At 60.6% G+C, this 25474-nt stretch carries 24 protein-coding genes, 2 tRNA genes and 1 riboswitch; of the genes, 23 read left to right on the top strand and 3 right to left on the bottom strand.

Annotated features, from left to right (window positions below):
- The first annotated feature begins 27 nt into the window (after nt 1–27).
- The 12 genes from ACTQ05_RS05055 (at nt 28) to ACTQ05_RS05000 (ending at nt 14574) form a co-directional block, all read left to right on the top strand.
- On the top strand, nt 28–1671 hold the full coding sequence (locus ACTQ05_RS05055; RefSeq protein WP_441538176.1) for an amidohydrolase: 1644 nt from the start codon (nt 28–30) through the stop codon (nt 1669–1671).
- A 921-nt stretch (nt 1672–2592) separates the two neighbouring features.
- The gene (gene groES / locus ACTQ05_RS05050; protein ID WP_427718293.1) at nt 2593–2886 is read left to right on the top strand and encodes a co-chaperone GroES; all 294 of its coding nucleotides are present in this window, start codon (nt 2593–2595) and stop codon (nt 2884–2886) included.
- A 96-nt stretch (nt 2887–2982) separates the two neighbouring features.
- Nucleotides 2983–4620 carry a chaperonin GroEL gene (groL, locus tag ACTQ05_RS05045; RefSeq protein WP_441538174.1) on the top strand — a complete coding sequence of 546 codons (1638 nt, stop codon included), beginning with the start codon at nt 2983–2985 and terminating at the stop codon, nt 4618–4620.
- Nucleotides 4621–4991: 371 nt separating this feature from the next.
- Nucleotides 4992–5184: riboswitch (FMN riboswitch) on the top strand.
- 5 nt (nt 5185–5189) lie between these two features.
- The gene (locus ACTQ05_RS05040; RefSeq protein ID WP_441042574.1) at nt 5190–5780 is read left to right on the top strand and encodes an ECF transporter S component; all 591 of its coding nucleotides are present in this window, start codon (nt 5190–5192) and stop codon (nt 5778–5780) included.
- The gene (locus tag ACTQ05_RS05035) at nt 5777–7681 is read left to right on the top strand and encodes an energy-coupling factor transporter ATPase (protein ID WP_441538171.1); all 1905 of its coding nucleotides are present in this window, start codon (nt 5777–5779) and stop codon (nt 7679–7681) included. Before ACTQ05_RS05040 ends, ACTQ05_RS05035 begins: the two co-directional genes overlap by 4 nt.
- The gene (locus tag ACTQ05_RS05030) at nt 7681–8481 is read left to right on the top strand and encodes an energy-coupling factor transporter transmembrane component T family protein (protein ID WP_441535954.1); all 801 of its coding nucleotides are present in this window, start codon (nt 7681–7683) and stop codon (nt 8479–8481) included. The genes ACTQ05_RS05035 and ACTQ05_RS05030 overlap by 1 nt, the downstream gene beginning before the upstream one ends.
- A 30-nt stretch (nt 8482–8511) precedes the next feature.
- Complete coding sequence (locus tag ACTQ05_RS05025) at nt 8512–8958, top strand: pyridoxamine 5'-phosphate oxidase family protein (protein WP_441063642.1); 447 nt, start codon at nt 8512–8514, stop codon at nt 8956–8958.
- 54 nt (nt 8959–9012) lie between these two features.
- Nucleotides 9013–9423, top strand: a complete 411-nt coding sequence (locus tag ACTQ05_RS05020) for a pyridoxamine 5'-phosphate oxidase family protein (RefSeq protein WP_427718303.1) — start codon at nt 9013–9015, stop codon at nt 9421–9423.
- A gap of 263 nt (nt 9424–9686) precedes the next feature.
- Nucleotides 9687–10757: an N-acetyl-gamma-glutamyl-phosphate reductase gene (gene argC, locus ACTQ05_RS05015; RefSeq protein ID WP_427795080.1), complete on the top strand. Its 1071-nt coding sequence runs from the start codon at nt 9687–9689 to the stop codon at nt 10755–10757.
- Nucleotides 10758–10891: 134 nt separating this feature from the next.
- Nucleotides 10892–12160 carry a bifunctional glutamate N-acetyltransferase/amino-acid acetyltransferase ArgJ gene (gene argJ / locus ACTQ05_RS05010; protein ID WP_441535955.1) on the top strand — a complete coding sequence of 423 codons (1269 nt, stop codon included), beginning with the start codon at nt 10892–10894 and terminating at the stop codon, nt 12158–12160.
- Nucleotides 12161–12241: 81 nt separating this feature from the next.
- Nucleotides 12242–13222, top strand: coding sequence for an acetylglutamate kinase (gene argB / locus ACTQ05_RS05005; RefSeq protein WP_441535956.1), 981 nt, complete (start codon nt 12242–12244; stop codon nt 13220–13222).
- A 68-nt stretch (nt 13223–13290) separates the two neighbouring features.
- Nucleotides 13291–14574 carry an aminotransferase class III-fold pyridoxal phosphate-dependent enzyme gene (locus ACTQ05_RS05000; RefSeq protein ID WP_441538169.1) on the top strand — a complete coding sequence of 428 codons (1284 nt, stop codon included), beginning with the start codon at nt 13291–13293 and terminating at the stop codon, nt 14572–14574.
- 348 nt (nt 14575–14922) lie between these two features.
- Here the strand turns inward: ACTQ05_RS05000 and ACTQ05_RS04995 are convergent.
- The 3 genes from ACTQ05_RS04995 to ACTQ05_RS04985 all read right to left on the bottom strand — a co-directional run bounded on the left by ACTQ05_RS04995 (nt 14923) and on the right by ACTQ05_RS04985 (nt 17343).
- Nucleotides 14923–14998: transfer RNA gene (locus tag ACTQ05_RS04995), tRNA-Val, on the bottom strand.
- A gap of 57 nt (nt 14999–15055) precedes the next feature.
- A complete protein-coding gene (gene asnB, locus ACTQ05_RS04990) occupies nt 15056–16924 on the bottom strand; it encodes an asparagine synthase (glutamine-hydrolyzing) (RefSeq protein WP_441538167.1) in 1869 nt (622 codons plus the stop codon).
- A gap of 203 nt (nt 16925–17127) precedes the next feature.
- Nucleotides 17128–17343 (bottom strand): hypothetical protein, encoded by a 216-nt coding sequence (locus ACTQ05_RS04985; protein WP_441538165.1) that lies wholly within the window; start codon nt 17341–17343, stop codon nt 17128–17130.
- Between the two features lie 202 nt (nt 17344–17545).
- Between ACTQ05_RS04985 and ACTQ05_RS04980 the strand changes: the two genes are divergently transcribed.
- The 11 genes from ACTQ05_RS04980 (at nt 17546) to greA (ending at nt 25457) form a co-directional block, all read left to right on the top strand.
- Nucleotides 17546–19063, top strand: a complete 1518-nt coding sequence (locus ACTQ05_RS04980) for a Mur ligase family protein (RefSeq protein WP_441538163.1) — start codon at nt 17546–17548, stop codon at nt 19061–19063.
- 130 nt (nt 19064–19193) lie between these two features.
- Nucleotides 19194–20105, top strand: coding sequence for an HAD family hydrolase (locus tag ACTQ05_RS04975; RefSeq protein WP_441538161.1), 912 nt, complete (start codon nt 19194–19196; stop codon nt 20103–20105).
- A 53-nt stretch (nt 20106–20158) separates the two neighbouring features.
- On the top strand, nt 20159–21043 hold the full coding sequence (gene murI, locus ACTQ05_RS04970) for a glutamate racemase (protein WP_117769301.1): 885 nt from the start codon (nt 20159–20161) through the stop codon (nt 21041–21043).
- A gap of 53 nt (nt 21044–21096) precedes the next feature.
- Complete coding sequence (rph, locus tag ACTQ05_RS04965) at nt 21097–21822, top strand: ribonuclease PH (protein ID WP_117799672.1); 726 nt, start codon at nt 21097–21099, stop codon at nt 21820–21822.
- A 142-nt stretch (nt 21823–21964) separates the two neighbouring features.
- A complete protein-coding gene (gene rdgB / locus ACTQ05_RS04960) occupies nt 21965–22606 on the top strand; it encodes an RdgB/HAM1 family non-canonical purine NTP pyrophosphatase (protein ID WP_441054895.1) in 642 nt (213 codons plus the stop codon).
- A 3-nt stretch (nt 22607–22609) separates the two neighbouring features.
- Entirely contained in the window at nt 22610–23056 is a 447-nt protein-coding gene (dtd, locus tag ACTQ05_RS04955) for a D-aminoacyl-tRNA deacylase (protein WP_117797049.1), read from the top strand.
- Nucleotides 23057–23170: 114 nt separating this feature from the next.
- The gene (locus ACTQ05_RS04950) at nt 23171–23467 is read left to right on the top strand and encodes a Veg family protein (RefSeq protein WP_118206416.1); all 297 of its coding nucleotides are present in this window, start codon (nt 23171–23173) and stop codon (nt 23465–23467) included.
- Nucleotides 23468–23469: 2 nt separating this feature from the next.
- On the top strand, nt 23470–24366 hold the full coding sequence (gene ispE / locus ACTQ05_RS04945; protein ID WP_441067650.1) for a 4-(cytidine 5'-diphospho)-2-C-methyl-D-erythritol kinase: 897 nt from the start codon (nt 23470–23472) through the stop codon (nt 24364–24366).
- Nucleotides 24367–24415: 49 nt separating this feature from the next.
- Nucleotides 24416–24492: transfer RNA gene (locus ACTQ05_RS04940), tRNA-Pro, on the top strand.
- Between the two features lie 112 nt (nt 24493–24604).
- Nucleotides 24605–24880 (top strand): twin-arginine translocase TatA/TatE family subunit, encoded by a 276-nt coding sequence (tatA, locus tag ACTQ05_RS04935; RefSeq protein ID WP_195838497.1) that lies wholly within the window; start codon nt 24605–24607, stop codon nt 24878–24880.
- A gap of 106 nt (nt 24881–24986) precedes the next feature.
- Complete coding sequence (gene greA / locus ACTQ05_RS04930) at nt 24987–25457, top strand: transcription elongation factor GreA (RefSeq protein ID WP_006234960.1); 471 nt, start codon at nt 24987–24989, stop codon at nt 25455–25457.
- Nucleotides 25458–25474 lie beyond the last annotated feature (17 nt).

Genomic DNA, 25474 nt, shown 5'->3' with positions numbered 1-25474 from the left:
GTGTTGAATTTCCTGCCAGAGATGGGGATGCCCATGCAACATATCGATCGGATTATCCGCTCTAAGAACGTCTTTACCTCGCAAGATGGCATCGATACCGCCCGTGAGCTGGCGATTGCCATCGCAGGCGACCGTATCGTCGCAGTCGGCAAGCCCGATGACGTGATCGCCGCCGCGCCTGCCGCCACGCCGGTTATCGACTACGGCGAGCAGTTTGTCTGCCCCGGTTTCCATGACGCTCATCTGCACTTCTTTCATACCTCGGTCGGTTCCTCGCCGTATATGCTCATGGATGGGGGCACGTCCGAGGTGGCGCTGGTGCGGCACGCGCTCGAGTTTTCCCAGGATCTGCCCGACGACGCTTGGGTTGTGACGCAGGGCTGGCGCGACTACCGTTGGGACCCGCCCGAGCATCCTACCAAGGCGTCGCTCGATGCGGTATTTCCCGATCGTCCCTGCGTTATGTACTCGGGCGACGGCCACACGCTGTGGCTCAACAGTCGCGCTCTCGAGGCGCTCGGCGTCACGCGCGACAGCGAGCCGCCAGCGGGCGGCAGCTACGACAAGGACGCAAACGGTGAGCTCACGGGCATTGCTCACGAGGCGGCTGCCATGCAGCTGTTGCCGCGCTGCCTTGAGTGGCTGGGCGAAGATCGCATCGCAAGCGCTTACGCCGATCAAATGAGGCGCATGGCCGAGCAGGGCATCACCTCGATCTGCGACATGTCGCTCATGCCCATGCCGGGCTGCGATTTTATCCGCGACGACGTCTACGACAAACTGCAGACAGCCGGCAAGCTGGGCATTCGTGCCCATCTGTTCCCCACGCTGCTGGATGACCAGTCGCGTCTAGAAGAGCTGCAGGCACGTTACGCGAACAACGCACTGCTTTCGGCGCCGGGCTTTAAGCAGTTCTTTGACGGTGTGTCGAGCGAACATACGGCATATCTCACCGAGCCCTATGCCAATCCGCGCTTCCCGGGCGACCAAGGCCGTCTGACGGTTTCCGCCGAGCGCATGCGCAAGCTGGTTCTGGCGGCTGCGGAGCGCGGCCGCGCCGTGCGCATCCACGTTATCGGCGACGGTGCGATTCATGCCGCGCTGGATATCTTCGAGGAAGCCGCCGGTCTGTACGGCCTGCCCCAGCACGGCCACAACACGCTCGAGCACCTGGAGAACCTCCTGCCCGAGGACATCGACCGCCTGCGCAAGCTCAACGTGGTCGCCTCGAGCCAGCCCTGCCACATTACGCTCGACCCGGGTGGACCGGAGCGCGATTTGGGCTTGGAGCGCAGCCGCATCATGTGGCCGTTCGCAACCTATAAGCAGCGCGGCATTCGCCAAGCCTTCGGTACCGACAGCCCCATCACGCCCGTTACCAGCATGGACGTGCTCTACACGGCTATCACACGCCAGGACCCCAAAAGCCACTGGCCCGAGGGCGGCTGGTTGCCGAGCGAGCGCATCGACGCGGCAACGGCTTTGCGCAACTACACCTTGGGCAGCGCCTATGCAGCAGGCGACGAGCAAAACCTCGGCAGCTTGGAGCCCGGCAAGTATGCTGACCTGGTGGTCTTGGACCAAAACCCGCTCACCGTTGACCCCCAAGAGCTGCAAGCCACCAAGGTTCAGGCCACCTACCTAGCCGGTAACCTCATCTACGAGCGCTGATGCTCATGCCGTGTCGTTAAACGCGGCCCGGGCGACTTATTTTGGGATGGCGCTCGAGCCACGTCTGCATATCGGTGGGGAATCGTTATGAGCGTCCCTGCTCTGCCGGATTTGTGCGTGGGGTGGAGGCTCTGCTGCCCCGCGCGTTCAAATTGGACATTTGCAATGCTGCCTCATGGTGTTTTGCATACTTCCCATTACAGATTGCATAAAAAGGTTGGGATGTTCTTTCTGGCCCTGATGTACCCCCGCCTGGGCCGTGCAAAAAACGGAGTATTCAGCACTGCGAGCTCTGCCGGCGCCGTTGCGGTCGGGTAATGTCATGGGGATTGACGTCATTTTGGCGTCCGGGCAGGCACGAGGCATGCCTTTATGCCCTGATGGGGTCTGCCTGCCGACCCAAATCGCCGGTCGAAGGCGTCCTTGGGACCAATAAGATGTGTCTGGCGCGTATACAGCCATCCTGGTCTGCTGAATACTCCCAAAAATGCACGGTGCTCCCCAGGGGACCCGTGCATGCAGCGAAAGCCATGGCCATGTTCCTATCCGCATCGCCATTTTGCTGCACTGACGTTTCTGAATGCCGCGCCCGAACTAGTTAACTTGGCTCCCGTGTGGCTCCGGAGGGTCGGGATATAAGGTTTATCGCGAGTTCCGCACGAGCCGAAGGCCACGTAATGTGGCCTTCGTGCGAGCAGGACTGCCCGAGCAGGAAACCTTATGCCCCGCCCCTCCGGCGCCACACGGGAGCTGCGCACAAGTTATCCCCCCGGCATTCAGAAAATCTAAGTGTCAAAAAATAAGATTTTTTGACTCTGTGTTGTATAACCCGCCATTCGTGGGTACCATTCAACGCGTACGCAAACAAATAGGGTTAATTCGCGTGGCATAACCACGCGGCCCAAAAAGGAGGAGACAAGCATGTCGTCTTTGAAACCGCTTGCAGATCGTGTTCTGGTCAAGCCCGACGAGGCCGAGCAGAAGACCGCTTCTGGTCTGTATATCGCCAGCAACGCTCAGGAGAAGCCGCAGCGCGGCACCGTCGTTGCCGTTGGCGCTGGCAAGGTCAACGACAAGGGTGAGCGCATCCCCATGGACGTCAAGGAAGGCGACGTTGTCATCTACGGCAAGTTCGGTGGCAACGAGGTCAAGGTCGACGGCGAGAAGTATCTGCTGATGCGCGCCGACGACATCTACGCCGTCGTCGAGGCCTAGTCTCATCAGGCTCTCTGATTCGTCTTTGAACGCGGTCGCCGCATAGGACTCGGAAGCGGCGACGTGAGTCACATTTCTTTTGGAGGATTACCTACCATGGCAAAGAACATTACGTTCAATACCGATGCCCGCGCTAAGCTCGCCAAGGGCGTCAACACTCTGGCCGATGCCGTTACCGTCACCATGGGCCCCAAGGGTCGCTATGTCGCCCTGCAGCGCACGTTCGGTGCCCCGACCATCACCAACGACGGCGTTTCCGTCGCCAAGGAGATCGAGCTCGAGGACAACATTGAGAACATGGGTGCCCAGCTGGTGAAGGAGGTCGCCACCAAGACCAACGACACCGTGGGTGACGGCACCACCACCGCAACCCTGCTCGCTCAGGCCATCGTTAACGACGGTCTTCGCAACGTCGCCGCTGGCGCCAACCCGCTGGCCATCCGTCGCGGCATCGACAAGGCCGTCAACGCCGCCGTCGCCGAGATGAAGAAGCAGGCCAAGCCGGTCGAGACCAAGGAGCAGATTGCTTCCGTCGGTACCATCTCCGCCGGTGACCCCGAGGTCGGCGAGAAGATCGCCGAGGCCATGGAAGTCGTGGGCAAGGACGGCGTCATCACCGTCGAGGATTCCCAGACGTTCGACATCACCATCGACACCGTCGAGGGCATGCAGTTCGATAAGGGCTACGTCTCCGCTTACTTCGTCACGGACAACGACCGCATGGAGGCCGTGATGAAGGATCCGTACATCCTCATCACCGACCAGAAGATCTCCAGCGTCCAGGACATCATGCCTGTTCTCGAGGCTGTCCAGCGCGCTGGCCGTGGCCTGCTCATCATCGCTGAGGACATCGACGGCGAGGCTCTGCCCACCCTCGTCCTCAACAAGATCCGCGGCGCCCTCAACGTCTGCGCCGTCAAGGCTCCGGGCTACGGTGATCGCCGCAAGCGCATTCTCGAGGACATCGCCGTCCTCACCGGTGGTCAGGCTGCTCTGGACGAGCTGGGCGTGAAGGTCGCTGACATCACCGCCGATATGCTCGGTACCGCTAAGTCCGTCACCATCTCCAAGGACAACACCGTCATCGTCGGCGGCGCTGGCTCTAAGGAGGCCATCGACGCCCGTATTGCTCAGATCAAGGGCGAGATGGAGAACACCACCTCTGACTTCGACCGCGAGAAGCTCCAGGAGCGCCTGGCCAAGCTCTCCGGTGGCGTTGCCGTCATCAAGGTCGGCGCTGCCACCGAGTCCGAGCTCAAGGAGATCAAGCACCGCGTCGAGGACGCCCTGCAGGCAACCCGCGCTGCTGTCGAGGAGGGCATTGTCGCTGGCGGCGGCGTCGCCTTCATGGACGCTGTGTCTGCGCTCGATGCAGTCGAGATCGACGACCCCGAGGAGAAGATCGGCGTCGACATCGTCAAGAAGGCTCTGACCGCTCCGGTCGCAACCATTGCCAAGAACGCTGGCTTTGAGGGCGCTGTCGTGGTCGACAAGGTCGCCGAGCTGCCCGCTGGCCAGGGTCTCAACTCTGCCAGCGGCGAGTGGGGCGACATGATCGAGATGGGCGTCCTCGACCCCGTCAAGGTCAGCCGCGTCACCCTGCAGAACGCTGCTTCTGTCGCCAGCCTGATCCTCATCACCGAGGCCACGGTTTCCGATGTGCCCAAGAACACTCAGCTTGAGGATGCTATCGCTGCTGCTACCGCCGGTCAGCAGGGCGGCGGTATGTACTAAGGCCGACAAGGTCTAGAACTCCCACCGGGAATCCCGGGGGCGTGACGGGGTTTCTCTCCGGAACGTCCTCGGACATGCAAAGAGGCTCCGCATCGCGCTTTGCGCTGCGGAGCCTCTTTGCGTCCTGCGGAATGTTCCGGAGAGAAACCCCGTCACGCCCCCGGATCCCCTGCGTTTACGGCCTTGAAGTCGGCGGGCGGAGAAGGACGTGGTTGTTGGGGATACGTATCCCGGACGCTGTTTCGCGGCTTTGCCGCGAAAAGCGCGTTACTTTGGGGAGGGTGGGGAACGTGGTTGTTGCGGCAACTGATCCCCACCATAAATTACCCTTGACATACTTGCGCGAATACCTGCTCGTGCTACACTTCCAATTGCTGTTTCAGGGCGGGGTGAAATTCCCCACTGGCGGTAAATCGGACGGTGCCAGAGGGGCGCCGTGGCGCAGGCGAGGTACCTGCGTCCGAGCCGATGAGTCCGCGACCCGTGCGTGCGTTGGTTCGCATGTCGGCTGAACTGGTGAAATCCCAGTACCAACGGTTAGAGTCCGGATGAAAGAGGCAGGTGATCTTATGTCTGAACAGTCGCAGCATATCCATTTTGAGAACACGAATAGGTGGAGCACCAAACAGCTCGTTACCATGGCGCTGATGTGCGCCTTGGGCGCCCTGTTTATGTACGTGCAGCTGCCCATCCTTCCTTCGGCGCCGTTTTTGACCTACGACCCGTCGCTGGTGCCGGCGATGGTGTGCGGTTTTGCGTATGGTCCCGGCACCGGTACTGCTGTTGCCGCTATGGCTATCGTTATTCACGCGCTCACCACGGGTGACTGGGTCGGTGCGCTTATGAACCTGGTTGCCACGCTGGGCTACATTCTGCCCGCGGCTATCGTCTACCAGAAGATGCATACCTATAAGGGTGCCGTGATTGGCCTGGTGTTCGGCGTCATTGCCGCTACGGCGCTGTCTATGGTCGCAAACCTTACCATTGGCGTATGGTTCTGGTATGGCTCGGTCGATGCGATCGCTCCGCTCATGGTTCCTGCCGTGCTGCCGTTCAACCTTATCAAGACCGTGCTCAACTCGGTGCTCACGCTTGCAGTGTACAAGGCGGTCTCCAACCTCATCACGCCTAAAAAGAACCAGGTCAAAGGCCGCGCATGATTGATTGTCGAGGCGTTTCCTTTAGCTATGACGGTGTCACGCCGGCGCTCGACGGTATCGATCTGAACATCGAGGATGGCGAGTTTTTCTGCATCCTCGGCGGCAATGGGTCGGGCAAGTCGACGTTTGCCAAGCATCTGAATGCGCTGCTGCAGCCCGATGCAGGAACGGTGCGTATCAACGGCATGGATGCATCCGATCCCGAGTTGGTCTACGACATTCGTTCGACCGCGGGCATGGTATTCCAGAATCCCGATGATCAGCTGGTGGCAACGCTTGTCGAAGATGACGTTGCGTTTGGTCCCGAAAACCTTGGCGTGCCATCGGCGCAAATTGCGCAGCGCGTACGCGAGGCGCTGAAGGGTGTGGGCCTGGTGGGCTTTGAGCGCCGCGAGACCCATGCACTTTCGGGCGGCCAAAAGCAGCGCGTGGCGCTTGCCGGCGTGCTCGCCATGGAACCGCGCGTGCTCATATTGGACGAGGCTTCCTCGATGCTCGATCCGCGTGGACGTAAGGGTCTCATGAAGGTTTGCCGCTCGTTGCACGATCGCGGCATGACCATCGTGATGATTACGCACGTTATGGAAGAGGCCGCCGAGGCCGATCGTGTCGCGGTGTTTCGGGCGGGGCGCGTTGCCATGCTCGGTGCGCCCGAGGAGATTCTGACGCGGGCGGACGAACTTGCCCAGCTCAACCTGGATATGCCGGCGTCGTGCTGTCTAGGTAGGGCACTCCGCGCGAAGGGCGTACCCGTTTGCGCGCAGGTGCGTGAGGCGGATATGGTCGCCGAGATTGCACAGGTTTATGCTGAGCGGAGCGGGGCGGACGTCGCTGGGCGGCCCTCCGCATCCGATTCTCGTGTGCTTGACCATGCATCCTCTGCAGCCGACGGGATGGTCGCGTCGGAACCCGTCATCGAGATTTCGCACCTCTCGCATAGTTACTCGCTGAGCGCCCGCGAGCGCCGCCGATGGCGCAAGCGCTCGACCACTGTGGGCGCATCGGGCAAACAGGCTCTTTGGGGCAACGATCCAAACAGCCCCTGGGCGCTACGTGATGTTTCGCTGACGGTGCGTCGCGGCGAGTTTCTGGGCCTGGCGGGTCATACCGGCTCGGGTAAATCAACGCTGGTTCAGCATCTCAACGGGCTGATTCGTCCACAGGAGGGGAGCGTTTGCGCACTGGGGCTCGACCTATCAAGCAAGAAAGGCGCCGCCGCGGTTAAGGCCAAGGTCGGCGTGGTGTTTCAGTATCCCGAGCGCCAGCTATTTGCCGAGACCGTGGCGCAGGACGTGACGTTTGGCCCGCGCAACCTTGGCCTGCCGCAAGACGAGGTTGTTCGCCGTGTCACAACATCGCTTGCGCGCGTGGGCCTCGACCTTGCCGCGATAGGCGACAAGAGCCCCTTTGAGCTTTCGGGCGGTCAGCAGCGCCGCGTGGCGTTTGCCGGCGTGCTCGCCATGGAGCCCGAGGTCCTGGTGCTCGACGAGCCCATGGCGGGGCTCGATCCGGCTGCGCGCAGGGATTTCCTGGAGCTCATCGATCGGCTCCATCGTGAGGGCCTGACCGTTGTCATGGTTTCGCACAGCATGGATGACCTGGCAAATTGTTGTGACCGTATCGTTGTGATGAACGAGGGCGCGGTGTTTGCCGATGGAACGCCCGCACAGGTTTTTGCGCACGCGAACGAGCTCAAATCGATCGGTTTGGGCGTTCCCGCTGCGCAGCGCATGGCATTGTCGCTCGTGCAAGCCGGTGTGCCGCTCCGCTGCGACAAGCTTTATACGGTTGAGTCGCTGGCCGACGAGCTGTCCGGCATGCTGCTAGGCTGCGCGGACGGACCTTTGAGGGCGTCGCGTCAGGCTGGTTTCAAGATGGCCACGCAAGAGGAGGGCTGCTAATGGAGGCATTCTCATTTGGCAGCTACTATCCGGGGGAAAGCGCAGTGCATCGCCTGGATCCGCGCACTAAGTTGCTCCTAGGTTTCGCATTTCTGATCACTGCGCTCACCGTCGGCAGCTTCCGCGGGCTGGTTCCGGTCGAAATTTTTGTCGTGCTGGTCTATGTCGCGGCCCGGGTTCCGTTGCGTCGGGTCCTATCGTCGATGGCACCACTGCTGGCGATTGTCGTGGTGGTCGCGGTGCTCAACCTGTTTTCCGATCAGAGTGGCCGCATTTTGTGGCAGTTTGGCTTTTTGCAGGTGAGCGAGGGCTCGCTGCGTTCTGCGACGTTTATGGCGTGTCGTCTGACGATGATGATGGCCGGCATGAGCGCCATTACGCTCACCACGCCGACGCTCGACCTCACCGCGGGTTTTGAGCGCCTGCTCGCACCATTCGCGCGCGTGGGGCTTCCGGCGCACGAGCTCGGCATGATTATGGGTATCGCACTGCGGTTTATGCCACAATTTGCCACCGAGATGAAACAGACGGCCGATGCACAGGCAAGCCGTGGCGCGCGCGTGACGGGCGGTCCGCTCGGTGGCGTGCGCATGCTCGGCAGTGTGGCGATTCCGCTGTTTACTGGCGTGTTCCGTCATGCCGAGACGCTTTCGGCCGCCATGGATGCGCGCTGCTATCACGGCGAGCGGGGACGCACGCGTCTGCATGCGCTTACGTTTGGCCGCGGGGATGCACTGGCCGCGGTGGCGATGGCGCTGCTGGTGGCATGCGTTGTCGTTATCAATCTTCAACTCGTCTAAGCTCGATTCGAGCGCAAGAAAGGGGTCTCTATGACCGACATCGATCGCACGGCTCAGCTCGAACGCGTCTGCTCGTATCTCAGGCGCATTCCGGCGTGGTATCTTGCCACGACCGATGCAAACGACGGGCATCAGCCCCGCGTGAGGCCGTTTTCGTTTGCCATGGTCGATAACGACAAGCTGTGGTTTTGCACGTCGCGCGACAAGGACGTGTGGGCGGAGTTGAGCAAGAATCCCAAGTTTGAGGTGTCGGGCTGGAAGCCGGGGGAGTGCTGGATCGTGTTAACTGGCGAGGCCGCACTCGAGGACGATGCATTCGTGAGTGACAAGGTGCGCCAGACGGGCTTTAAGCACATGGTGGGCATTGGCGAGCAACACGATAGTGCCAACGATGACCGCCTTGCGTTCTTCTCGGTCCGCAACATCGCCGCGCGGTTCTGCGATATCGACGGCAGCGAAGAGCTCCTCGAGCTTTAATTTCCCAAATTGGCTGCCCATTCCAAAAAGACTGGTCAGATGACAGGAGGAAACGTGGACGGATTGAATACGGTGCTGGAGTATCTGACGTCGGTGCCGGCGTGGTACCTAGCGACGAGCGTGGACGGGCAGCCGCATGTGCGTCCGTTCTCGTTTGCGCAGATTCAGGACGGCAAACTGTGGTTTGTAACGGCGCGCACCAAAGATGTGTGGCAAGAGCTGCTGCAAAACCAGCGCTTTGAGGCCACGAGTTGGTGGCCGGGCCATGGTTGGTTGATCCTGCGCGGACGTGCGGGTCTGGACGACCGGGCTTCGGATGAAATGCGCGAGGCCGGGTGGAAGCATCTTGAGCGCTTGAGCGAGCACTATGAGGGGCCTAACGATCCCACGCTTGTCTTCTTTAGCGTCGAGGACCCCGAGGCTTTTATCTGCAATCACGACGAATGGGTTCCGGTCGAGCTCTAGGCTGCTCTGGGCGACCCTTAAGTTTGGTATTCCGTATAAGGTGGGCTCCGCATTGGCCAGCAGTATGATGCGCTGCGGCTAATGCAGAGCTCGCTTATTTTTTGTCAATTCTTTCAAGCGAATGTGTCGGGTATGCTTCAATGCATGAAGACACAAATTATTTGCGTAAATATGCATTCTCGGGTGCTAAAGTTTCAACCTACCTCATAACGACGGCTGCGGAATGCGCAACGACGCATAAGACCGCAGACAAGGAGTCCGATATGTCTTTAAAGGTTGGAATCGTCGGCGCGGCTGGATATGCCGGCGCCGAGCTTATTCGCCTCGTGCTCGGCCATCCCGAGTTTGAACTTGTTGCCATTACGTCCAACGCCGATGCCGGCCAGCTGCTGTCCGCGGTGTATCCGAGCTTTGCTGGCGTGAGCGATCTGGTTTTCACCACGCATGACGCCCCTGAACTCAAGAGCTGCGATGCGGTATTTCTCGCCGTGCCGCACACGGCTGCCATGGCACAGGTGCCCGCTCTGCTTGCGTCGGGTGTCTCTTGCTTTGATCTTTCGGCCGATTACCGTCTGAGCGACGCGTCCGTCTTTGAGACATGGTATGCCGCCGAGCACACGAGCCCCGAGTTGCTTAAAACACGTGCCTTCGGTCTGCCCGAGTTGTTCTGCCAGGACTTAGAGACCGCTGCATCCGACCACGCCGACGGCAAGCCCGTACTGGTCGCCTGCGCCGGTTGCTATCCCACCGCAACGAGTCTTGCTGCCGCGCCTGCCGTGCGTGCGGGCTGGGTGGCCCAGAGCGGCCCCGTAGTCGTCGACGCCATCAGTGGCGTGACGGGTGCCGGTAAGTCGTGCAACACCCGCACCCATTTTTGCAGCGCGGACGAGAATCTGGAGGCCTATGGCGTAGGAAAACATCGCCATACGCCAGAAATCGAGCAAATTCTGGGCCTTACCGATCGCGTCGTCTTTACTCCGCACCTGGCACCGCTCAAGCGCGGCCTGCTCTCTACGGTGACGCTGCCGCTCGCAACGCAGGCTCTCGAAGCGCTGACTCTTGAGGATGCCGTCGACCATTACAAGAAGTTCTACGCCGGTCGTACCTTTGTGCGCGTGCTCGATGCCGGCCAGCAGCCCAAGACGGCTTCGGTTGTCGGTACCAATGCCGCCCAGATCGGCCTTGCGCTCAACAAGCGTGCGGGCGTGCTGGTGGCGACGGGCGCCATCGACAATTTGTGCAAGGGCGCTGCGGGCCAGGCGGTCCAGTGCGCCAACATCGTCTTTGGTTTTGACGAGCGACGAGGCTTGCCCACAGTGGCGTGCCCGGTGTAGCACATTCGATTATTAACGATTTGGTAGTCGGGTATCGAGTTTGGCGCCACTTTTAAGCTGGTCTCATGATTGTGGCTGGCATGGCGCACCAACCGATGCCCATTTTTTGTTTGACATAAGGAGTCGTAAAGACGATGAATGCTGAGCAGTTCGATATCAAGATTCGTGCCGTAGAGGGCGGCGTAACGGCGGCAGCCGGCTTTAAGGCGGCGGGCATCCATGCCGGATTCCGCAAGAATCCCGAGCGCCTGGATTACGCGCTCGTTGTGCCCGATAAACCCTGTCCCGGGGCCGGCGTGTTTACGACTAACCGCTTTTGTGCGGCGCCCGTGCAGGTGAGCCGTGCCAACCTGGGCGGTACGGACAAGGGCTATGGCATCATCGCCGGTGTTTCAATCAACTCCGGCAACGCGAACGCCGCCACGGGCGAGACCGGCCTTGCCTGTGCGCGTGAGACGTGCAATATCGCCTCGCAGGTCATTGGCTGTGAACCCCAACAGATTTTAGTTGCCTCCACGGGCGTGATCGGACAGATTCTGCCGATCGACACGTTTGAGACGGCAATTCCGTCCGCCTACGAGGCACTCTCTGCCCATGGCGGCGCCGATGCAGCCCGTGCCATCATGACGACCGATACGCATTCCAAGGAGTATGCCGTTCGCTACAGCAGCGAGGCCGCGGGGCACGCAGGCAATACCTATACGGTGGGCGGCATGTGCAAGGGATCGGGCATGATCATGCCCAATATGGCCACCATGATCGCGGTCATTACTACCGATGCCCCCGTCGAGTCGGCGGCGCTCCACACCCTACTGCTCTCGACCGTTAAACAGACCTTTAATAAAGTGACGGTCGATTCCGATACCTCGACCAACGACACCTGTATCATGCTGGCTTCTGGCGCTGCCGCCGCGGATGCCGAGGCCATCGTCGAGGGCACTGACGCCTTTGACGAGCTGGCCTTTGCCGTGCACGAGGTGTGCGAGAGCCTGGCGCGTAACATCGCGGCCGATGGCGAGGGTGCGTCAAAGCTCGTGACGGTTAACGTCACCGGCGCCGCCAACGACGAGGAAGCCGATATCGCCGCCCGCGCCGTCGCCAACTCGCCGCTCGTCAAGACCTGCATCGCTGGCCACGACTGCAATTGGGGTCGCGTTGCCATGGCGCTCGGCAAGTGCGGCGTAAAGTTTAATCAGGAAGACGTTTCCATCGACATGATGGGCATGCCCGTCTGCCGCGATGGCCTGACTGTTCCTTTTGACGAGGACGAGGCCCTGCGACGTTTTGAGGCGCCCGAGATCGTGATTTCGGCCGACCTGGGCGCAGGCGACGCGGCAACGACCGTGTGGACCTGTGACCTCACGCACGAGTACATCTCAATCAATGGTGACTACCGCTCCTAGACTCCAGGCACGCTGCGCATCTCGCCGCGATTGCGGGCAGCGGAGCACAGCGCGATAACGATACGAAAGACGAGGCAGATTATGAAATTCGCACGCGATTGTCGTTCGAGCGAATCCAACGAAGCAACTGCGCAGCTGCTGTTCGAAGCGCTGCCGTGGATTAAAAACCTGACCGGCAAGACGGTCGTTATCAAGTATGGCGGGGCCGCCATGGTAGACGAGCAACTGCGTCGCGACGTGATGAGCGACATCGTTTTGCTCAAGATTATCGGCATGCGCCCCGTCATCGTGCATGGCGGCGGTAAAGCCATCAACGAGGCGCTGAGCCATTACGATATGCCCGTCGAGTTTAAGAACGGCCAGCGCGTGACCACGCCGGCGACCATGGATATCGTGCGCGAGGTGCTGGGCGGCAAGGTTAACCAAGAGCTGGTGGCGGCAATCAACCACCACGGTAACTTGGCCGTGGGCGTATCGGGCAGCGACGCCGGCACGCTCATCGCCGAGCCGCTCGACCCCGAGCTCGGACGCGTGGGCAAAGTGACGCATGTCAACACCGACTACATCGAGAACTTGCTCGATAGCGAGTATATTCCCGTCATCGCTACCGTCGCGGCGGGGGAGGACGGTGGCTTCTTCAATATCAACGCCGACACCGCCGCCGGTGCCGTTGCGGCGGCGCTCCACGCGCACAAGGCGATCTTTTTGACCGACGTCGACGGCCTGTACAAGGACTTTAGCGATAAAGACTCGCTCATCTCCAACCTAACGCTCGACGAGGTTAATGAGATGCTCTACGCCGGCGAGGTCGATAAGGGCATGATTCCCAAACTGCGCGCAGCCGTCGATGCGCTTGTCGGCGGCGTATTTCGCGCTCACATCATTAACGGTACCACGCCGCATTCGCTGCTCCTGGAGCTGCTGACCGATGCCGGCGTCGGCACCGTGATCCACTCTACCGAGACGGCCTACGAATTTGATACGCACCCGCACCCGCTTTCGACCTTTGCGGCGCGCCTGACCGAGAACCTCGACGAGGTCGAGAAGCTCCAGACGGTCTAGCTGGTTAGAAATCGTCACACCGTTACACCCACAGTCCGCGCCACCTGGCGCTTAACGAAAGGCATCTCATGTCACTTGCAGCTCAACAATCGCTCGAATCCCACTACGTTATGCAAACCTTTGGCCGCTCGCCGGTCGAGTTTGTCGAGGGCCACGGCATGAAGCTCACCGGCGACGACGGTCGCGAATATCTCGACTTTCTTGCAGGTATTGGCGTATGCAGCCTAGGCCACGGCAACCCGGCGGTGCTCTCGGCGCTCGAGGCCCAGGCCAAGAAGCTCCTTCATGTCTCCAACTACTTCTACATTGAGCAGCGCGGCCAGGTCGCGGCGTTGCTGTCCAAGCTCGCCAACGACGATGCGGACGGTGCGCGCGTGCTTGCCGACGCGATTGCCGCTGGCGACGAGACCACGGCGGCGGCGCTTGGCGCTCCGGCTGCGGGCGAGCAGGTGTGGGAGACGTTCTTTGCCAATTCCGGTGCCGAGGCCAACGAGGGCTCTATGAAGCTCGCGCGTCTGTATGCCAAACGTGCCGGCAACGGTGGCAACACCATCGTGTGTATGCGCGGCGGATTTCATGGTCGTACGCTCGAGACCATTGCGGCGACCATGCAGGATTGGCTGCAGGACAGTTTCCGCCCGCTGCCGGGTGGCTTTGTGGCATGCACACCCAACGATGTAGATGAACTGCACGCAATCTTTAAGCAGTTGGGAAGCGAGATTTGCGCTGTGATGCTCGAGCCGATCCAGGGCGAAAGCGGTGTGCATCCCATGACTGAGGAGTTTATGGCTGCGGCGCGCGACTTGGCACACGAGGTGGGTGCCGTGCTGATCGCCGACGAGGTCCAGTGTGGTATTTTCCGCTCCGGCAAGCCGTTTGCGTTCCAGACTTATGGTGTGGAGCCCGATATCATGAGTCTTGCCAAGGGCATCGCCGACGGCGTGCCCATGGGTGCCGTGGTGGCAAAGAAAGAAATCGCTGACATCTTTAAGTCCGGCGACCATGGTTCGACCTTCGGCGGCAGCTGCTTGGCCATCGCGGCGTGTGCCGCGACGCTCTCCGCGCTTGTGCGCGGTGACTACGCAGACCATGCCGCCAAGGTGGGTGCCTATATGGAGGCAAGGCTCGCCAAGCTGCCGCATGTTACCGAGGTGCGTGGTCGCGGCCTAATGCTCGGCTGCGATTTGGACGATGCTGCGGGTGATGCGCACGACGTTGTGGCTCGCGCATTGGTGGCTGGTACCGTGATTAACGCTACAGGTGCACATACACTGCGCTTCTTGCCGCCGCTCGTGTGCGAGGAAGCCGATGTGGACAGCCTAATCGAGATCCTGGCGGGTGTTTTAGCTTAGCGCCATCAGGCATAGCAGTTTGAAGCGGGTTCCAGACCGTCACGTGCCGTTTGGCGCACGATTGGGCAAACTGGAGCCCGTTTTGCTATCGATTTACCATGGCTGGGATAGGCCGTGTGCAAACAAAAACGGTCCCCTTGCGAGGACCGTTTCCAATTCAGTGGTGGGCGATGAGGGATGTCCGCGTGCGGCTGGCGCCGCCCGCTTCCGCTTCGTCGCTCCGCTCCTCGCGTGCTGCGCTGGAAAACGCTTCGCGTTTCCTCAGCTCCGCACCCTTGCGGGTTCGAATCCCTCTGCACTGGGCCCAAAAGGGAAAGGCCCCCATCGCTGGGAGCCTTTTCAATCAAGTGGTGGGCGATGAGGGATTCGAACCCCCAGCCTTGTGCGTGTAAAGCACCTGCGCTAACCGTTGCGCCAATCGCCCGCGGGAATTGAGTATAGCGGAAACCCTGCGGGGTTCACCGCTAATTCATAACGAAATCTAAGCGGCGACTTCGGTGCCCTTGTTCTCGTCGATAAAGAAGCGCTTGTACCAAATGAGGAACGTCAGCGTGGTGTAGATCTTGCGCTGGTTGAGCGCGCGGCCCTCAAAGTGATCGTCGAGCAGCTTCATGAGCGCATCGGTGTCAAAGAAATCGGCAGCCCACGGTGCGGTGAAGTACTCCTTGACGTAGTCGTAGTATTTCTGCTCGCGCAGCCAGAACTTAACTGGCACCGGGAAGCCAACCTTCTTGCGTGTTGCCCACTCATCGGGCAGCGTGCGATTGGCGGCGTGGCGCAGGACAAGTTTGCAGCCCTCTTCGTTGACACGGTAGTTGGCGGGAATATGCTCGGCGAACTCCATGACCTTTTTGTCCAGGAACGGAACGCGGAGCTCCAGGGAGTGTGCCATGCACATCTTGTCTGCCTTGAGCAGGATGTCGCCCGGAAGCCACATGTTCATATCCAGGTATTGCTTCTTAGAGAGCTCGCAGCAGTCGGGGACCTGCTTGTAGTACTCTGCGCACATTTCGGAGGCGTTCTTGCCGGTGTCGTAAGCTGGCTTGAGAACCTCGTCAACCTCGGACGGGTCGAACACCTTTGCCTGGCCCACGTACCAGCGCTCGGGGACCTCGGCGCACTTGGTCAGGAAGTTGTGACCCTTAAAGTAGGGGAGATGCTGAACGAGCGAGCCCAGGGCACGGCGCACGCCGAGCGGCACGCGCTTCTTGAAGGATCGCATCTCGGGGGTGTCCTCGTACCACTCGTAGCCGGCAAACAGCTCGTCGGCGCCCTCGCCCGAAAGGACGACGGTAACTTCCTCGGCGGCCATCTGTGCCAGATAGTACAGCGGCACGCTGGAGAGGTTCGATTGTGGCTCGTCCATGTGGTACTGGATATCGGGTAGCGCGTCGAAGAACTCGTCGGCGGTGATCATCTTGCGCACGTTCTTAATGCCAAGCTTGTCGGAAAGCTCGGCGGCGTAGTTGGTCTCGTTGAAGTTCTTGTAGTCAAAGCCGACGGAATACGTGGTGTCGGGCATGAGGCAGGCGGCAATGTAGCTGGAGTCGACGCCGCCGGAGAGGAACGAGCCAACTTTAACATCGGCGATGCGGTGCGCGGCAACGCTCTCGTGCACGACCTTGTCGCACTCGTTCACGTACTCCTCGAAGCTCTTGGAGTTGTCATCGGTAAAGTCGCAGCTCCAGTAGCGCTTGATGTCCATAGTGTTGGTCGTAAGGTCGTACGTAAAGCAATGCGCGGGGGCAAGCTTGAACACGCCCTTAAAGAACGTCTCCTCCGTGGCAGGGAACTGCAGCGTGAGGTAGGGACGCAGCGCGTCGCGGTTGACGGCCTTCTCAAACTTGGGGTGGTCCAGGAAGCTCTTGATCTCGGAGCCAAACAGCAGCGAGCCGTCGGAGGCCCGGTAGTAATAGAACGGCTTGATGCCAAAGATGTCACGGGCGCCGAAGAGCTTGTTCCTGTTCTGGTCGTGAATCACGAACGCATACATGCCGCGCAGGCGGTTGACCAGGTCCTCGCCCCACGCCTCGTAGCCGTGCACCAGGACCTCGGTGTCGGCGTTGCAGTGGAAGACGTAGCCGGCAGCCTCGAGCTCGGCGCGAAGCTCCTGGAAGTTGTAGATCTCGCCGTTGAAGACGATGGTGACCTTGCCGTCATCGCTCGACATGGGCTGAGCGCCAGCCTCGGAAAGGTCGAGAATCGAAAGACGGCGGAAGCCGAGGGCGACGTTATCGACGATGTGCTGGCCACCCATATCCGGCCCGCGATGGATGATGCGATTCATCATGGCCGTGAGAACCAGCTCACTCTGTTCATCTGTACCGGTAAAACCGACAAAACCGCACATGCAAGATCCTTTCTGCTGACGGCTTAGGTGCGCTGCCGCAAGGTTTGCAGCAGTCGATATCAATCAATCCTTACTATCATGCCAATCTTTTGCTTCGTGATGGGGCATAAGCGCCGAGGGGACCGAAAAACCACGGCCCGCACGTTGGGTGAAGCGGCGGGCCGTGACTGCGACGATTGCTGTGTGCGAGAGCGCGAGAGGGGCTAGCGCCTGCCGCGCTTGGCAAGGCGGTGCTCTACCTTGGCGACGACGTGGATGAGCGGAATCGTCACAACCAGATAGTAGGGTGCGGCGCAAATGTAGGATGTGATGTTGCCCGTGGTGGCCGTGAGGTTTTTGGAGAACAGCATGAGTTCCATGACGCCGACACTCGAAAACAGCGACGTGTCCTTGTAGAGCATGACAAACTCACTGGTCATCCCTGCATCACGCGCATTTGTAGGGCGGGGGTTTTGTTATTTCGAATTAACCGTGCGCTGGTCCTTGCAAGTTTTTAGGGTGCTGAGACACTCGCAAGGTCAGGTGGCATATTAGGATGGTTGATAATACAGGGGCGCGGCCGGATTCATCTGGGACGGTTTTTGCTCTTTTAAGGTTAGGTTTAGCGAGAAAGGTCGTTATATGTCGGGTACGACGAAGGAGAAGCTGGCTTTGATGCGCTATGTGGAGCTGCTCGAGGCCGAGGCCCTTGTTGTTTCCAAGCCGGATACTCTTTGCGACCAGCGCATCGAGTTTGCGACCGACGACTCGCGCCAGGTACGTCCGGGCACATTGTTTGTCTGCAAGGGCCGTGCGTTCAAGCCCGAGTATCTGGTCTCGGCGATTGCCGAAGGCGCCGTGGCGTACGTGTCCGAGGTCGATTACGACGTCGATATTCCCGCTGTGATCGTCAACGATATCCGCCGTACGCTCGCTGTGGTGGCGGACGCCTATTACGGTCATCCCTCGGGGAAGGTGAAGGTCTGCGCTTTTACGGGCACCAAGGGCAAGTCGACCTGCAGCTTTTATCTGCGTGGCATTCTTGCCAACGAGGCTAAGCTCACGGGCCGTCATCGACCAGCCCTCAACACGGGTATCGAGTTCGATGACGGTATCGAGGCCGGTCCTTCTAAGCTAACGACCCCCGAGTCCTTCCTTTTGCAGTCGCGTATCGCACATGCCGCCGAGGCGGGCGTTCCGTGGCTGGTCATGGAGGCGTCGAGCCAGGGCCTCAAATACGAGCGTACGGGCAAGATTGACTTTGAAGTGGGCGCCTTTACCAATATCGGTGAGGACCATATCTCGCCGATCGAGCACCCCACGCTCGAGGATTACTTTGCCAGCAAGCTCAAGATTTTTTCGCAGAGCCGCTTTGCCGTGGTCAACCTCGATATGGACCACGTCGACCGCGTGCTCGAGGCGGCGTCCCGCTGCGAGCGCACGGTGACGTTCTCGCTGACCGATGGACGCGCCGACGTGCGTGCGTTGGCCATTCGCAACGGCGATTGCGGCGTGATCGCCACGGTCCGCACGCCGCGCTTTACGCGTGACATCGTGATCCCCACGCCCGTCAAGTTCAACGTGTCCAATGCGCTTGCCGCGATTGCCTGCGCCGAGGCCCTCGGCATTTCCGAAGAGGGCATCGTCCATGGCTTTGAGGGCGTCTTTGTTCCCGGTCGCATGGAGCTCTATCCGTCTGCATCGGGCAAGATTTTGGGCGTCGTTGACTATGCGCACAACGGCATGAGCCTCGAGACGCTTTTGCGCGACCTGCGCGAGAACTATCCCGAGCGCGAGCTGGCGGTTGTCTTTGGTGCAACGGGAGGCAAGGGTGTCGATCGCCGTACTACGATGGGTATCGCTGCCGGCAAGTACGCCGATCGCATCGTGATTACCGAGGATGACCCGGGCCCCGAGGACGTCGAGGACATCTGCGCCGAGATCGCGCGCAATGTCCAGGCGCAGGGAAACGATAGCTGGCAGATCGTGTGCGACCGTGCCGCCGCTATCGAGACGGCGGTGCGCGAGACCGACCGCTCCGCTGTGGTTATCGTGACCGGCAAGGGCGAGGAGGAGTGCATGCTGCGCAAGAACGGACCCGAGCCCTGCGAGCGTGATGGCTCGGTTCTCAAGCGCATCCTTGCGGCGTACGACGCCTAAGCGCTGCTGCCTTTAGGATGGCGTTTGCGAATCATCGACGCCCGATGATGCGGTGCCTCTCAAGCGTGTTCACCTTAGGGAAAACGCGGTACCAAGATTAAGTCTTTTCTACGTAATAAATGGAGTGACCATGTCCCACAACACCCTGCCGACCGTTGCCGAGCTTTCGGGCGAGATGCGCGAGCGCCTTGCCAAGGTCAAGTATGTCTTTACCGATCTGGACGCCACGATGCTCGCGCCCGGCTCGTGCGTGCTGCGCGACAACGACGGCAATCCCTCGACCAAGCTCGTCGAGGCCGTCGTGGCGCTTGCCCGCGCTGGCATCCAGGTAATTCCCACCTCGGGTCGCAACCGCACCATGATCCACGAAGATGCCCGCGTGCTCGGCCTCAACTCCTACATTGGCGAGATGGGTGGCCTGGTCATGTACGACCTCAAGGCCAACGACTGGGAGTATCTGACCGGCGACATGCCTTACGACCCCGCCTGCGGCCTTACGCCGCACCAGGTGATTGAGCAGACCGGCGTGTGCGAGAAGATTCTCGCTCGCTGGCCGCACAAGATCGAGTATCACAACGACATGTCGACTGGCTATAAGTACCGCGAGGTCACCGTCGGCATGCGCGGCGATATTCCCGATGAGGAGGCGCAGGCCATCCTCGACGAGGCCGGCTGCGGTCTGGTCTGGGCCTGCAACGGCCACTTGACTCATCTGTCCAAGCCGACGACCCTCGAGCTCGATCGCGTCGAGGACGGTCGTGCCTTTAACATCAATCCGTCGGGTCTCGACAAGGGCGTGGCGGTCGCGCGTTTCTGCGAGCATCTGGGCATCGAGCGCGACGAGACGCTGGCACTCGGCGATTCCGAGTCTGATTTCTACATGGCCGACCACGTGGGCACGTTCTGCCTGGTTGAGAACGGTCTGACCAGCGCCGGCGCGTCCGAGTTTCTTGCGTCCTGCGATAACGCCTTTGTCACGCGTGGCAGGATCGTTGACGGCTGGGCGGCGACGGCGGAGCTGCTCGTCGCGGCCCGTTCATAGCGCAGTGCCGTTACGCTTGGCCATATCTTTTCGAGAGAGAATCTGGTGAGGTAATGTCCGATATCGAGAATCTGGCCGGTGATACGCGCCCCATCGGCGTGTTCGACTCGGGCCTGGGCGGCTTGACGGTTGCGCGCGCGATTGCGACGGCGCTTCCGCACGAGTCCGTCTACTACTTTGGCGATACCAAGCGCTGCCCTTACGGCACCCGCACCGAGGACGAGGTGCGCTCGTTTGCGCTACAGGCGGGGCGCTGGCTTTCGAGACACGACGTCAAGATCATGGTCATCGCCTGCAATACGGCGACGGCAGCGGCGCTTCGCCTGGCTCAGCAGGTGCTCGATGTCCCCGTGATTGGCGTAATCGCGCCGGGCGCGCGTGCCGCCATCAACAGCACCCGCACGCGCCGTGTGGGCGTGCTCGCCACCAACCTCACCATCCGCTCGGGCGCCTACACGCGCGCCATCCAGGACTTGGATGCCGGCGTGGACGTGTATGGCTGCCCTGCTTCGAGCTTTGTCGAGGTTGTCGAGCACGAGCTCGCCTCGGGCGCGCATCTGCAGGAGCAGTGGCTCGAGAACGAGGATATTTTTGATACGCCAGCCGTTCGCGCGCTGGTCAACGCCACAGTCGAGCCACTGCACGATCGTGGCATCGATACCGTGGTGCTCGGCTGTACGCACTTTCCGCTGCTGGTGGGCCCCATCCGTCATGCGTTGGGGCCCGGGGTGCGCGTGGTGAGCTCCGCCGAGGAGACCACTCGCGAGCTGACCGATATCCTCACGCGCCGTGAGCAGCTGGCGGGCAACACCGCCGAGCCGCAGCATCGCTTTGCCACCACGTCCGACAACATTGCCGAGTTTGCGGTGGCGGGCAGCTTTATCTTTGGCCAGCCGCTCAAAAGCATCGAGCATGTCGATATCGACGAACTCGGTTAGGCACGCAATGTCGCCGGAGTCTTCGCCACATCTTTTGCCGAAAGGATAGTTCCATGGAATATATGCAGGTCAACCGCGCTAACGGCCGCGCCGCAAACGAGCTGCGTCCCGTTAAGCTCACCCGCGGCGTCATGAAGCACGCCCACGGCTCGTGCCTGGCAGAGTTTGGCGACACGCGCGTGCTGTGCGCCGCCACCATCGAGGAGGGCGTTCCGGGCTGGCGCAAGGGCGCTAAGGCCGGTTGGGTAACGGCGGAATATGCGATGCTGCCGGCGTCGACCGGCAAGCGCTGCAAGCGCGAACATGCCAACCGCAAGGGCCGTTCCATGGAGATCGAGCGCTTGATCGGCCGCAGCCTGCGCACCGTCGTCAATATGAAGGCGCTCGGCGAGTACACCGTTACCGTTGACTGCGATGTGATCCAGGCCGATGGCGGCACGCGTACGGCGAGCATCACCGGCGCCTGGGTGGCGCTGCACGACGCCCTTGCCATGTGGGTCGAGGCGGGCAAGCTCGAGCGCATTCCGCTTACCGGTCAGGTTGCCGCTATTTCCATGGGCGTCGTCGACGGCAACACCCTGCTCGACTTGGATTATTCCGAGGACAGCCACGCCGAGGTCGACATGAACCTCGTCGCCACCGACTCTGGCGAGATGATCGAGCTCCAGGGTACCGGCGAGCAGGCGCCCTTCGACCGCAAGCGTCTCAACGCCCTGCTCGATCTGGGCGACAAGGGCATCGCCGAGCTCATCGAGCTTCAGCGTCAAGCCCTCGCCTAACCTGCCAAAAGGTGATGTTGATTTTGGCAGGTTTAATCTGCGAAAACGCCGAAGTATAAGACTGCCGTTGATTGAGAGGGGAGAGGCCGAGGCCCTCGTCGTCCTCTACGCGGCATTGCTATAAGAGACAAGGAGGCCGGCTATGGCACTTGAGAAGATTGACATCGACACCCTCGACCCGGCGGCGACCATTGTTGTGGCCACGGGTAACGCCCATAAGCTCACCGAGATCGAGGCCATTTTGGGCAAGGTCATGCCCGAGGTGCGCTTTGTGGCGCTCGGCCAGCTGGGCGATTTTGAGGACCCCGAGGAAAACGGCACGACGTTTTTGGAGAACGCCATCATCAAGGCGCAGGCTGCGGTCGAGGAGACGGGCCTTATGGCCATCGCCGACGATTCCGGCTTGGTCGTCGACGCGCTGGACGGTGAGCCGGGTGTGTATAGCGCGCGTTATGCGGGCGTACACGGCGATGATGCCGCCAACAATGCCAAACTTCTCGTTAATCTGGAAGGCGTGGCAGACGAGGATCGCACCGCACGCTTTATGAGCGTCGTTGTGCTCATCGACCAAGACGGCCTGGTCACCTATGGCGAGGGTGCCTGCGAGGGCGTTATCGCACACGAGGGCCGCGGCGACCACGGCTTTGGCTACGACCCGCTGTTCCTGCCGGTCGATACGCCGGGCAAGACTATGGCCGAGCTCACAGCGGACGAGAAGAACGCCATCAGCCATCGTTTCCATGCACTCGAGCACCTGTCCGCCAAACTCACGGGCGAGGAGTAGGCCGTGCGTGCGGTGGTGCAACGCGTGCTCAACGCCGGTGTGACGGTCGACGGCGAGTGCGTGGGCCGCATTGGGCGCGGCTATCTGGTATTGCTGGGTGTGGGCCATGGCGATACGCGTGCCGAGGCCGATAAACTATGGGGCAAGCTCCGCGGGCTGCGTATCAACGAGGACGAGAACGGCAAGACTAACTTGGCGCTTGCCGATGTCGACGGCGAGGTGCTCGTGGTGTCGCAGTTTACGCTGTTTGCCGATTGCCGCCACGGCCGTCGTCCGTCGTTTACGGATGCTGGCGCGCCCGATGTTGCCAACGAGCTTTACGAGTACTTTCTGACGCTCGTCGCCCAGGACGTCGACCACGTGGCGCACGGCATCTTTGGCGCCGACATGAAAGTCGACCTGGTCAACGACGGCCCGTTCACCATTGTCCTCGATACCGACAATCTGTAAGTAGCCTAATTAGCTACTTGCGTGGGGTTGTAACAGGGTGCTATAGTATTAGAGTTTTGTCTATCTTAGGGGTATTATCCCCTTTTTGAATTGCACCTTCTGGAGGCCCTGTTCATGGAAGAGATGGAAGTCAATTACGTCGACGACATCCACGAGAAGCTGACCGATATGGTGGGCGATCGCGTCAAGGTGAAGGCCAACATGGGCCGTACCCGCGTTGTCGAGCGCATGGGTACCATCAAGAGCGTCCACCCGGCTGTCTTTATCGTCGAGGTTGACGAGCGCCGCGGCCGCAAGTCGCGTCAGTCCTACCAGTACATCGACGTCCTTACCGGTCAGGTTGAACTGTTCGACCCCGAGAGCGGCGAGCACATCTTTACTCCGCTCGGCAACCAGCTCGAGGAGCATTAACGGTGACCGATCGGTCCCTCATCCTTACTGCGCCGGCAAAGATTAACCTCTACCTGGGGGTTCATACCGAGCGCGATACCCGCGGCTACCACAAAGTCGATTCCCTGATGGCAGCTGTCGGCCTAGCCGATACCGTGACGGTCACGCCGGCGCAGGCGTTGACCGTCCAGACGGTTCCGGCATCAGATTTTCCCATGCAAAAGAATACTGCCTACCGCGCCGCCGTCGCCATGGCCGATCATTTCGGGCGCGAGGCAAACGTGTGCGTGACGATTGAGAAGCGCATCCCGCTGTGCGCCGGCCTGGGCGGCCCCTCGACGGATGCCGCGGCGGTTATCGTTGCCCTGGCTGAGCTGTGGGGCATCGACCGCACTGATCCTGCGCTGGATGAGATTGCGCGTGGCATCGGCGCCGACGTGCCGTTCTTTTTGCATACGAGCCCCGCATTCTACGTGGGTGGGGGAGACGTTCTGGCAACTGAGTACCCCGCGCTTCCTGTGACGCCCGTTGTGCTGGTCAAGCCGCGGGAGGCGAGCGTTTCGACAATTGAGGCCTATCGACGTTTTGACGAGGCCCCGGTGCCCGCGACTGCGTCCGGTGCCATTGTATCGGCTCTTAGCGTGAGTGATGCGAAGATGGCGTATTCGCTCATCCATAACAACTTGGGCGTCATTTCTGCTTTGATGGAGCCGCAGATCCAGGCGGTTCTCGACTGGCTGAGCGAACAGGAGGGAACCGTTGCCGTGGACGTGTGCGGGTCGGGTGCCTGCTCGTTTGCCATTTGCGACACCGCCGCCACGGCCGAAAGGCTTGCCGACGCCGCCCAGCAAAATGGCTGGTGGTCCTGCGCGACTGAGCTTATTCCCAACACGGTACAAATCGACGCGCCAAAGAAATAAAAATTTCTCTAGCACGCGGCGAAAAACTTTGTTACTATAGTCGAGCTAACGGGTTGTGGCTCAGTTTGGTAGAGCACTGCGTTCGGGACGCAGGGGTCGCTGGTTCAAATCCAGTCAACCCGACCAGAGCATGAGGAGGGACCGCTTCTTGCGGTCCCTTTTTTTAGCTATTGTTGTGATACCGCGATACCCGCGGTATACTCATTCGAGCTTGTCTCGCTGTTTTGTGGAGGTCTACATGTTTGGACTGAGGGCTCCTGAGCTCATCATTATTCTCGTCGTTGTCCTGATTATCTTCGGGCCCAAGAACCTGCCGAAGCTCGGCAAGTCCCTCGGCTCTACCGTCAAGAATATCCGCGAGGGTATGGAGGGCGACGATAAGGACGAGACCAAGCAGGCCGAGGACGTTGTGGTCGAGGAGTCCGAGGAGGACAAGAAGATCGCAGAGCTCGAGGCCCAGCTCGCCGCCGCCAAGAAAAAGAAGGCAGAGGACGGCGACGCGGACGCAGAGTAGTCCCATCCCTTTGGGGTGAGCACCTGACCGGCTTGCCCGCAGGCTAGCCGGTCTTTTTCGTTATGTTGACAGTTGATTGTTACATCATAGTTGGGGAGATATCCGTATGGACGCAAGCCAGATCGTACTGACCGCTGAGGGCCGCCAGAAGCTCGTCGAGGAGCTCGCTTGGCGTGAGGGCGATTACGCCAAGGAGATCGTCGAGGACATCAAGGAAGCCCGCGCGTTTGGCGACCTTTCGGAGAACTCCGAGTACGATGCCGCCAAGGACAAGCAGGCTCAGAATGCTGCTCGCATTGCCGAGATTCAGGCTATTCTCGCCAACGCTCAGGTTGCTGCCACCACGGGCGATCTGACCGTCTCCATCGGTTCCACCGTTTCGCTGATTGATCCCAACGGTGAGGTCATGGAAGTCACGCTCGTCGGTACCACCGAGACCAACTCGCTCGAGCACAAGATCTCCAACGAGTCCCCGGTCGGCCACGCCATCATCGGCCACGGCGAGGGCGACTCCGTCGAGGTCGTTACGCCTTCCGGCAAGACTCGCGTCTACACCATCGCCAAGATCGCACGCTAGACCACGGTCCCGCGTAA

The organism is Collinsella sp. LCP21S3_A9 (assembly GCF_052118785.1).
GTDB lineage: Bacteria > Actinomycetota > Coriobacteriia > Coriobacteriales > Coriobacteriaceae > Collinsella.
Note: the sequence above shows the minus strand (reverse complement) of the source record. Positions and strands in the feature narration are given on the sequence as shown.

Bases quoted from the DNA above. Each gene is read 5' to 3' on its own strand.
- ACTQ05_RS05055 (WP_441538176.1), top strand. From the start codon at position 28: ATGCCCATGCAACATATCGATCGGATTATCCGCTCTAAGAACGTCTTT.
- groES (WP_427718293.1), top strand. From the start codon at position 2,593: ATGTCGTCTTTGAAACCGCTTGCAGATCGTGTTCTGGTCAAGCCCGAC.
- groL (WP_441538174.1), top strand. From the start codon at position 2,983: ATGGCAAAGAACATTACGTTCAATACCGATGCCCGCGCTAAGCTCGCC.
- ACTQ05_RS05040 (WP_441042574.1), top strand. From the start codon at position 5,190: ATGTCTGAACAGTCGCAGCATATCCATTTTGAGAACACGAATAGGTGG.
- ACTQ05_RS05035 (WP_441538171.1), top strand. From the start codon at position 5,777: ATGATTGATTGTCGAGGCGTTTCCTTTAGCTATGACGGTGTCACGCCG.
- ACTQ05_RS05030 (WP_441535954.1), top strand. From the start codon at position 7,681: ATGGAGGCATTCTCATTTGGCAGCTACTATCCGGGGGAAAGCGCAGTG.
- ACTQ05_RS05025 (WP_441063642.1), top strand. From the start codon at position 8,512: ATGACCGACATCGATCGCACGGCTCAGCTCGAACGCGTCTGCTCGTAT.
- argC (WP_427795080.1), top strand. From the start codon at position 9,687: ATGTCTTTAAAGGTTGGAATCGTCGGCGCGGCTGGATATGCCGGCGCC.
- argJ (WP_441535955.1), top strand. From the start codon at position 10,892: ATGAATGCTGAGCAGTTCGATATCAAGATTCGTGCCGTAGAGGGCGGC.
- argB (WP_441535956.1), top strand. From the start codon at position 12,242: ATGAAATTCGCACGCGATTGTCGTTCGAGCGAATCCAACGAAGCAACT.
- ACTQ05_RS05000 (WP_441538169.1), top strand. From the start codon at position 13,291: ATGTCACTTGCAGCTCAACAATCGCTCGAATCCCACTACGTTATGCAA.
- asnB (WP_441538167.1), bottom strand. From the start codon at position 16,924: ATGTGCGGTTTTGTCGGTTTTACCGGTACAGATGAACAGAGTGAGCTG.
- ACTQ05_RS04985 (WP_441538165.1), bottom strand. From the start codon at position 17,343: ATGACCAGTGAGTTTGTCATGCTCTACAAGGACACGTCGCTGTTTTCG.
- ACTQ05_RS04980 (WP_441538163.1), top strand. From the start codon at position 17,546: ATGTCGGGTACGACGAAGGAGAAGCTGGCTTTGATGCGCTATGTGGAG.
- ACTQ05_RS04975 (WP_441538161.1), top strand. From the start codon at position 19,194: ATGTCCCACAACACCCTGCCGACCGTTGCCGAGCTTTCGGGCGAGATG.
- murI (WP_117769301.1), top strand. From the start codon at position 20,159: ATGTCCGATATCGAGAATCTGGCCGGTGATACGCGCCCCATCGGCGTG.
- rph (WP_117799672.1), top strand. From the start codon at position 21,097: ATGGAATATATGCAGGTCAACCGCGCTAACGGCCGCGCCGCAAACGAG.
- rdgB (WP_441054895.1), top strand. From the start codon at position 21,965: ATGGCACTTGAGAAGATTGACATCGACACCCTCGACCCGGCGGCGACC.
- ACTQ05_RS04950 (WP_118206416.1), top strand. From the start codon at position 23,171: ATGGAAGAGATGGAAGTCAATTACGTCGACGACATCCACGAGAAGCTG.
- tatA (WP_195838497.1), top strand. From the start codon at position 24,605: ATGTTTGGACTGAGGGCTCCTGAGCTCATCATTATTCTCGTCGTTGTC.
- greA (WP_006234960.1), top strand. From the start codon at position 24,987: ATGGACGCAAGCCAGATCGTACTGACCGCTGAGGGCCGCCAGAAGCTC.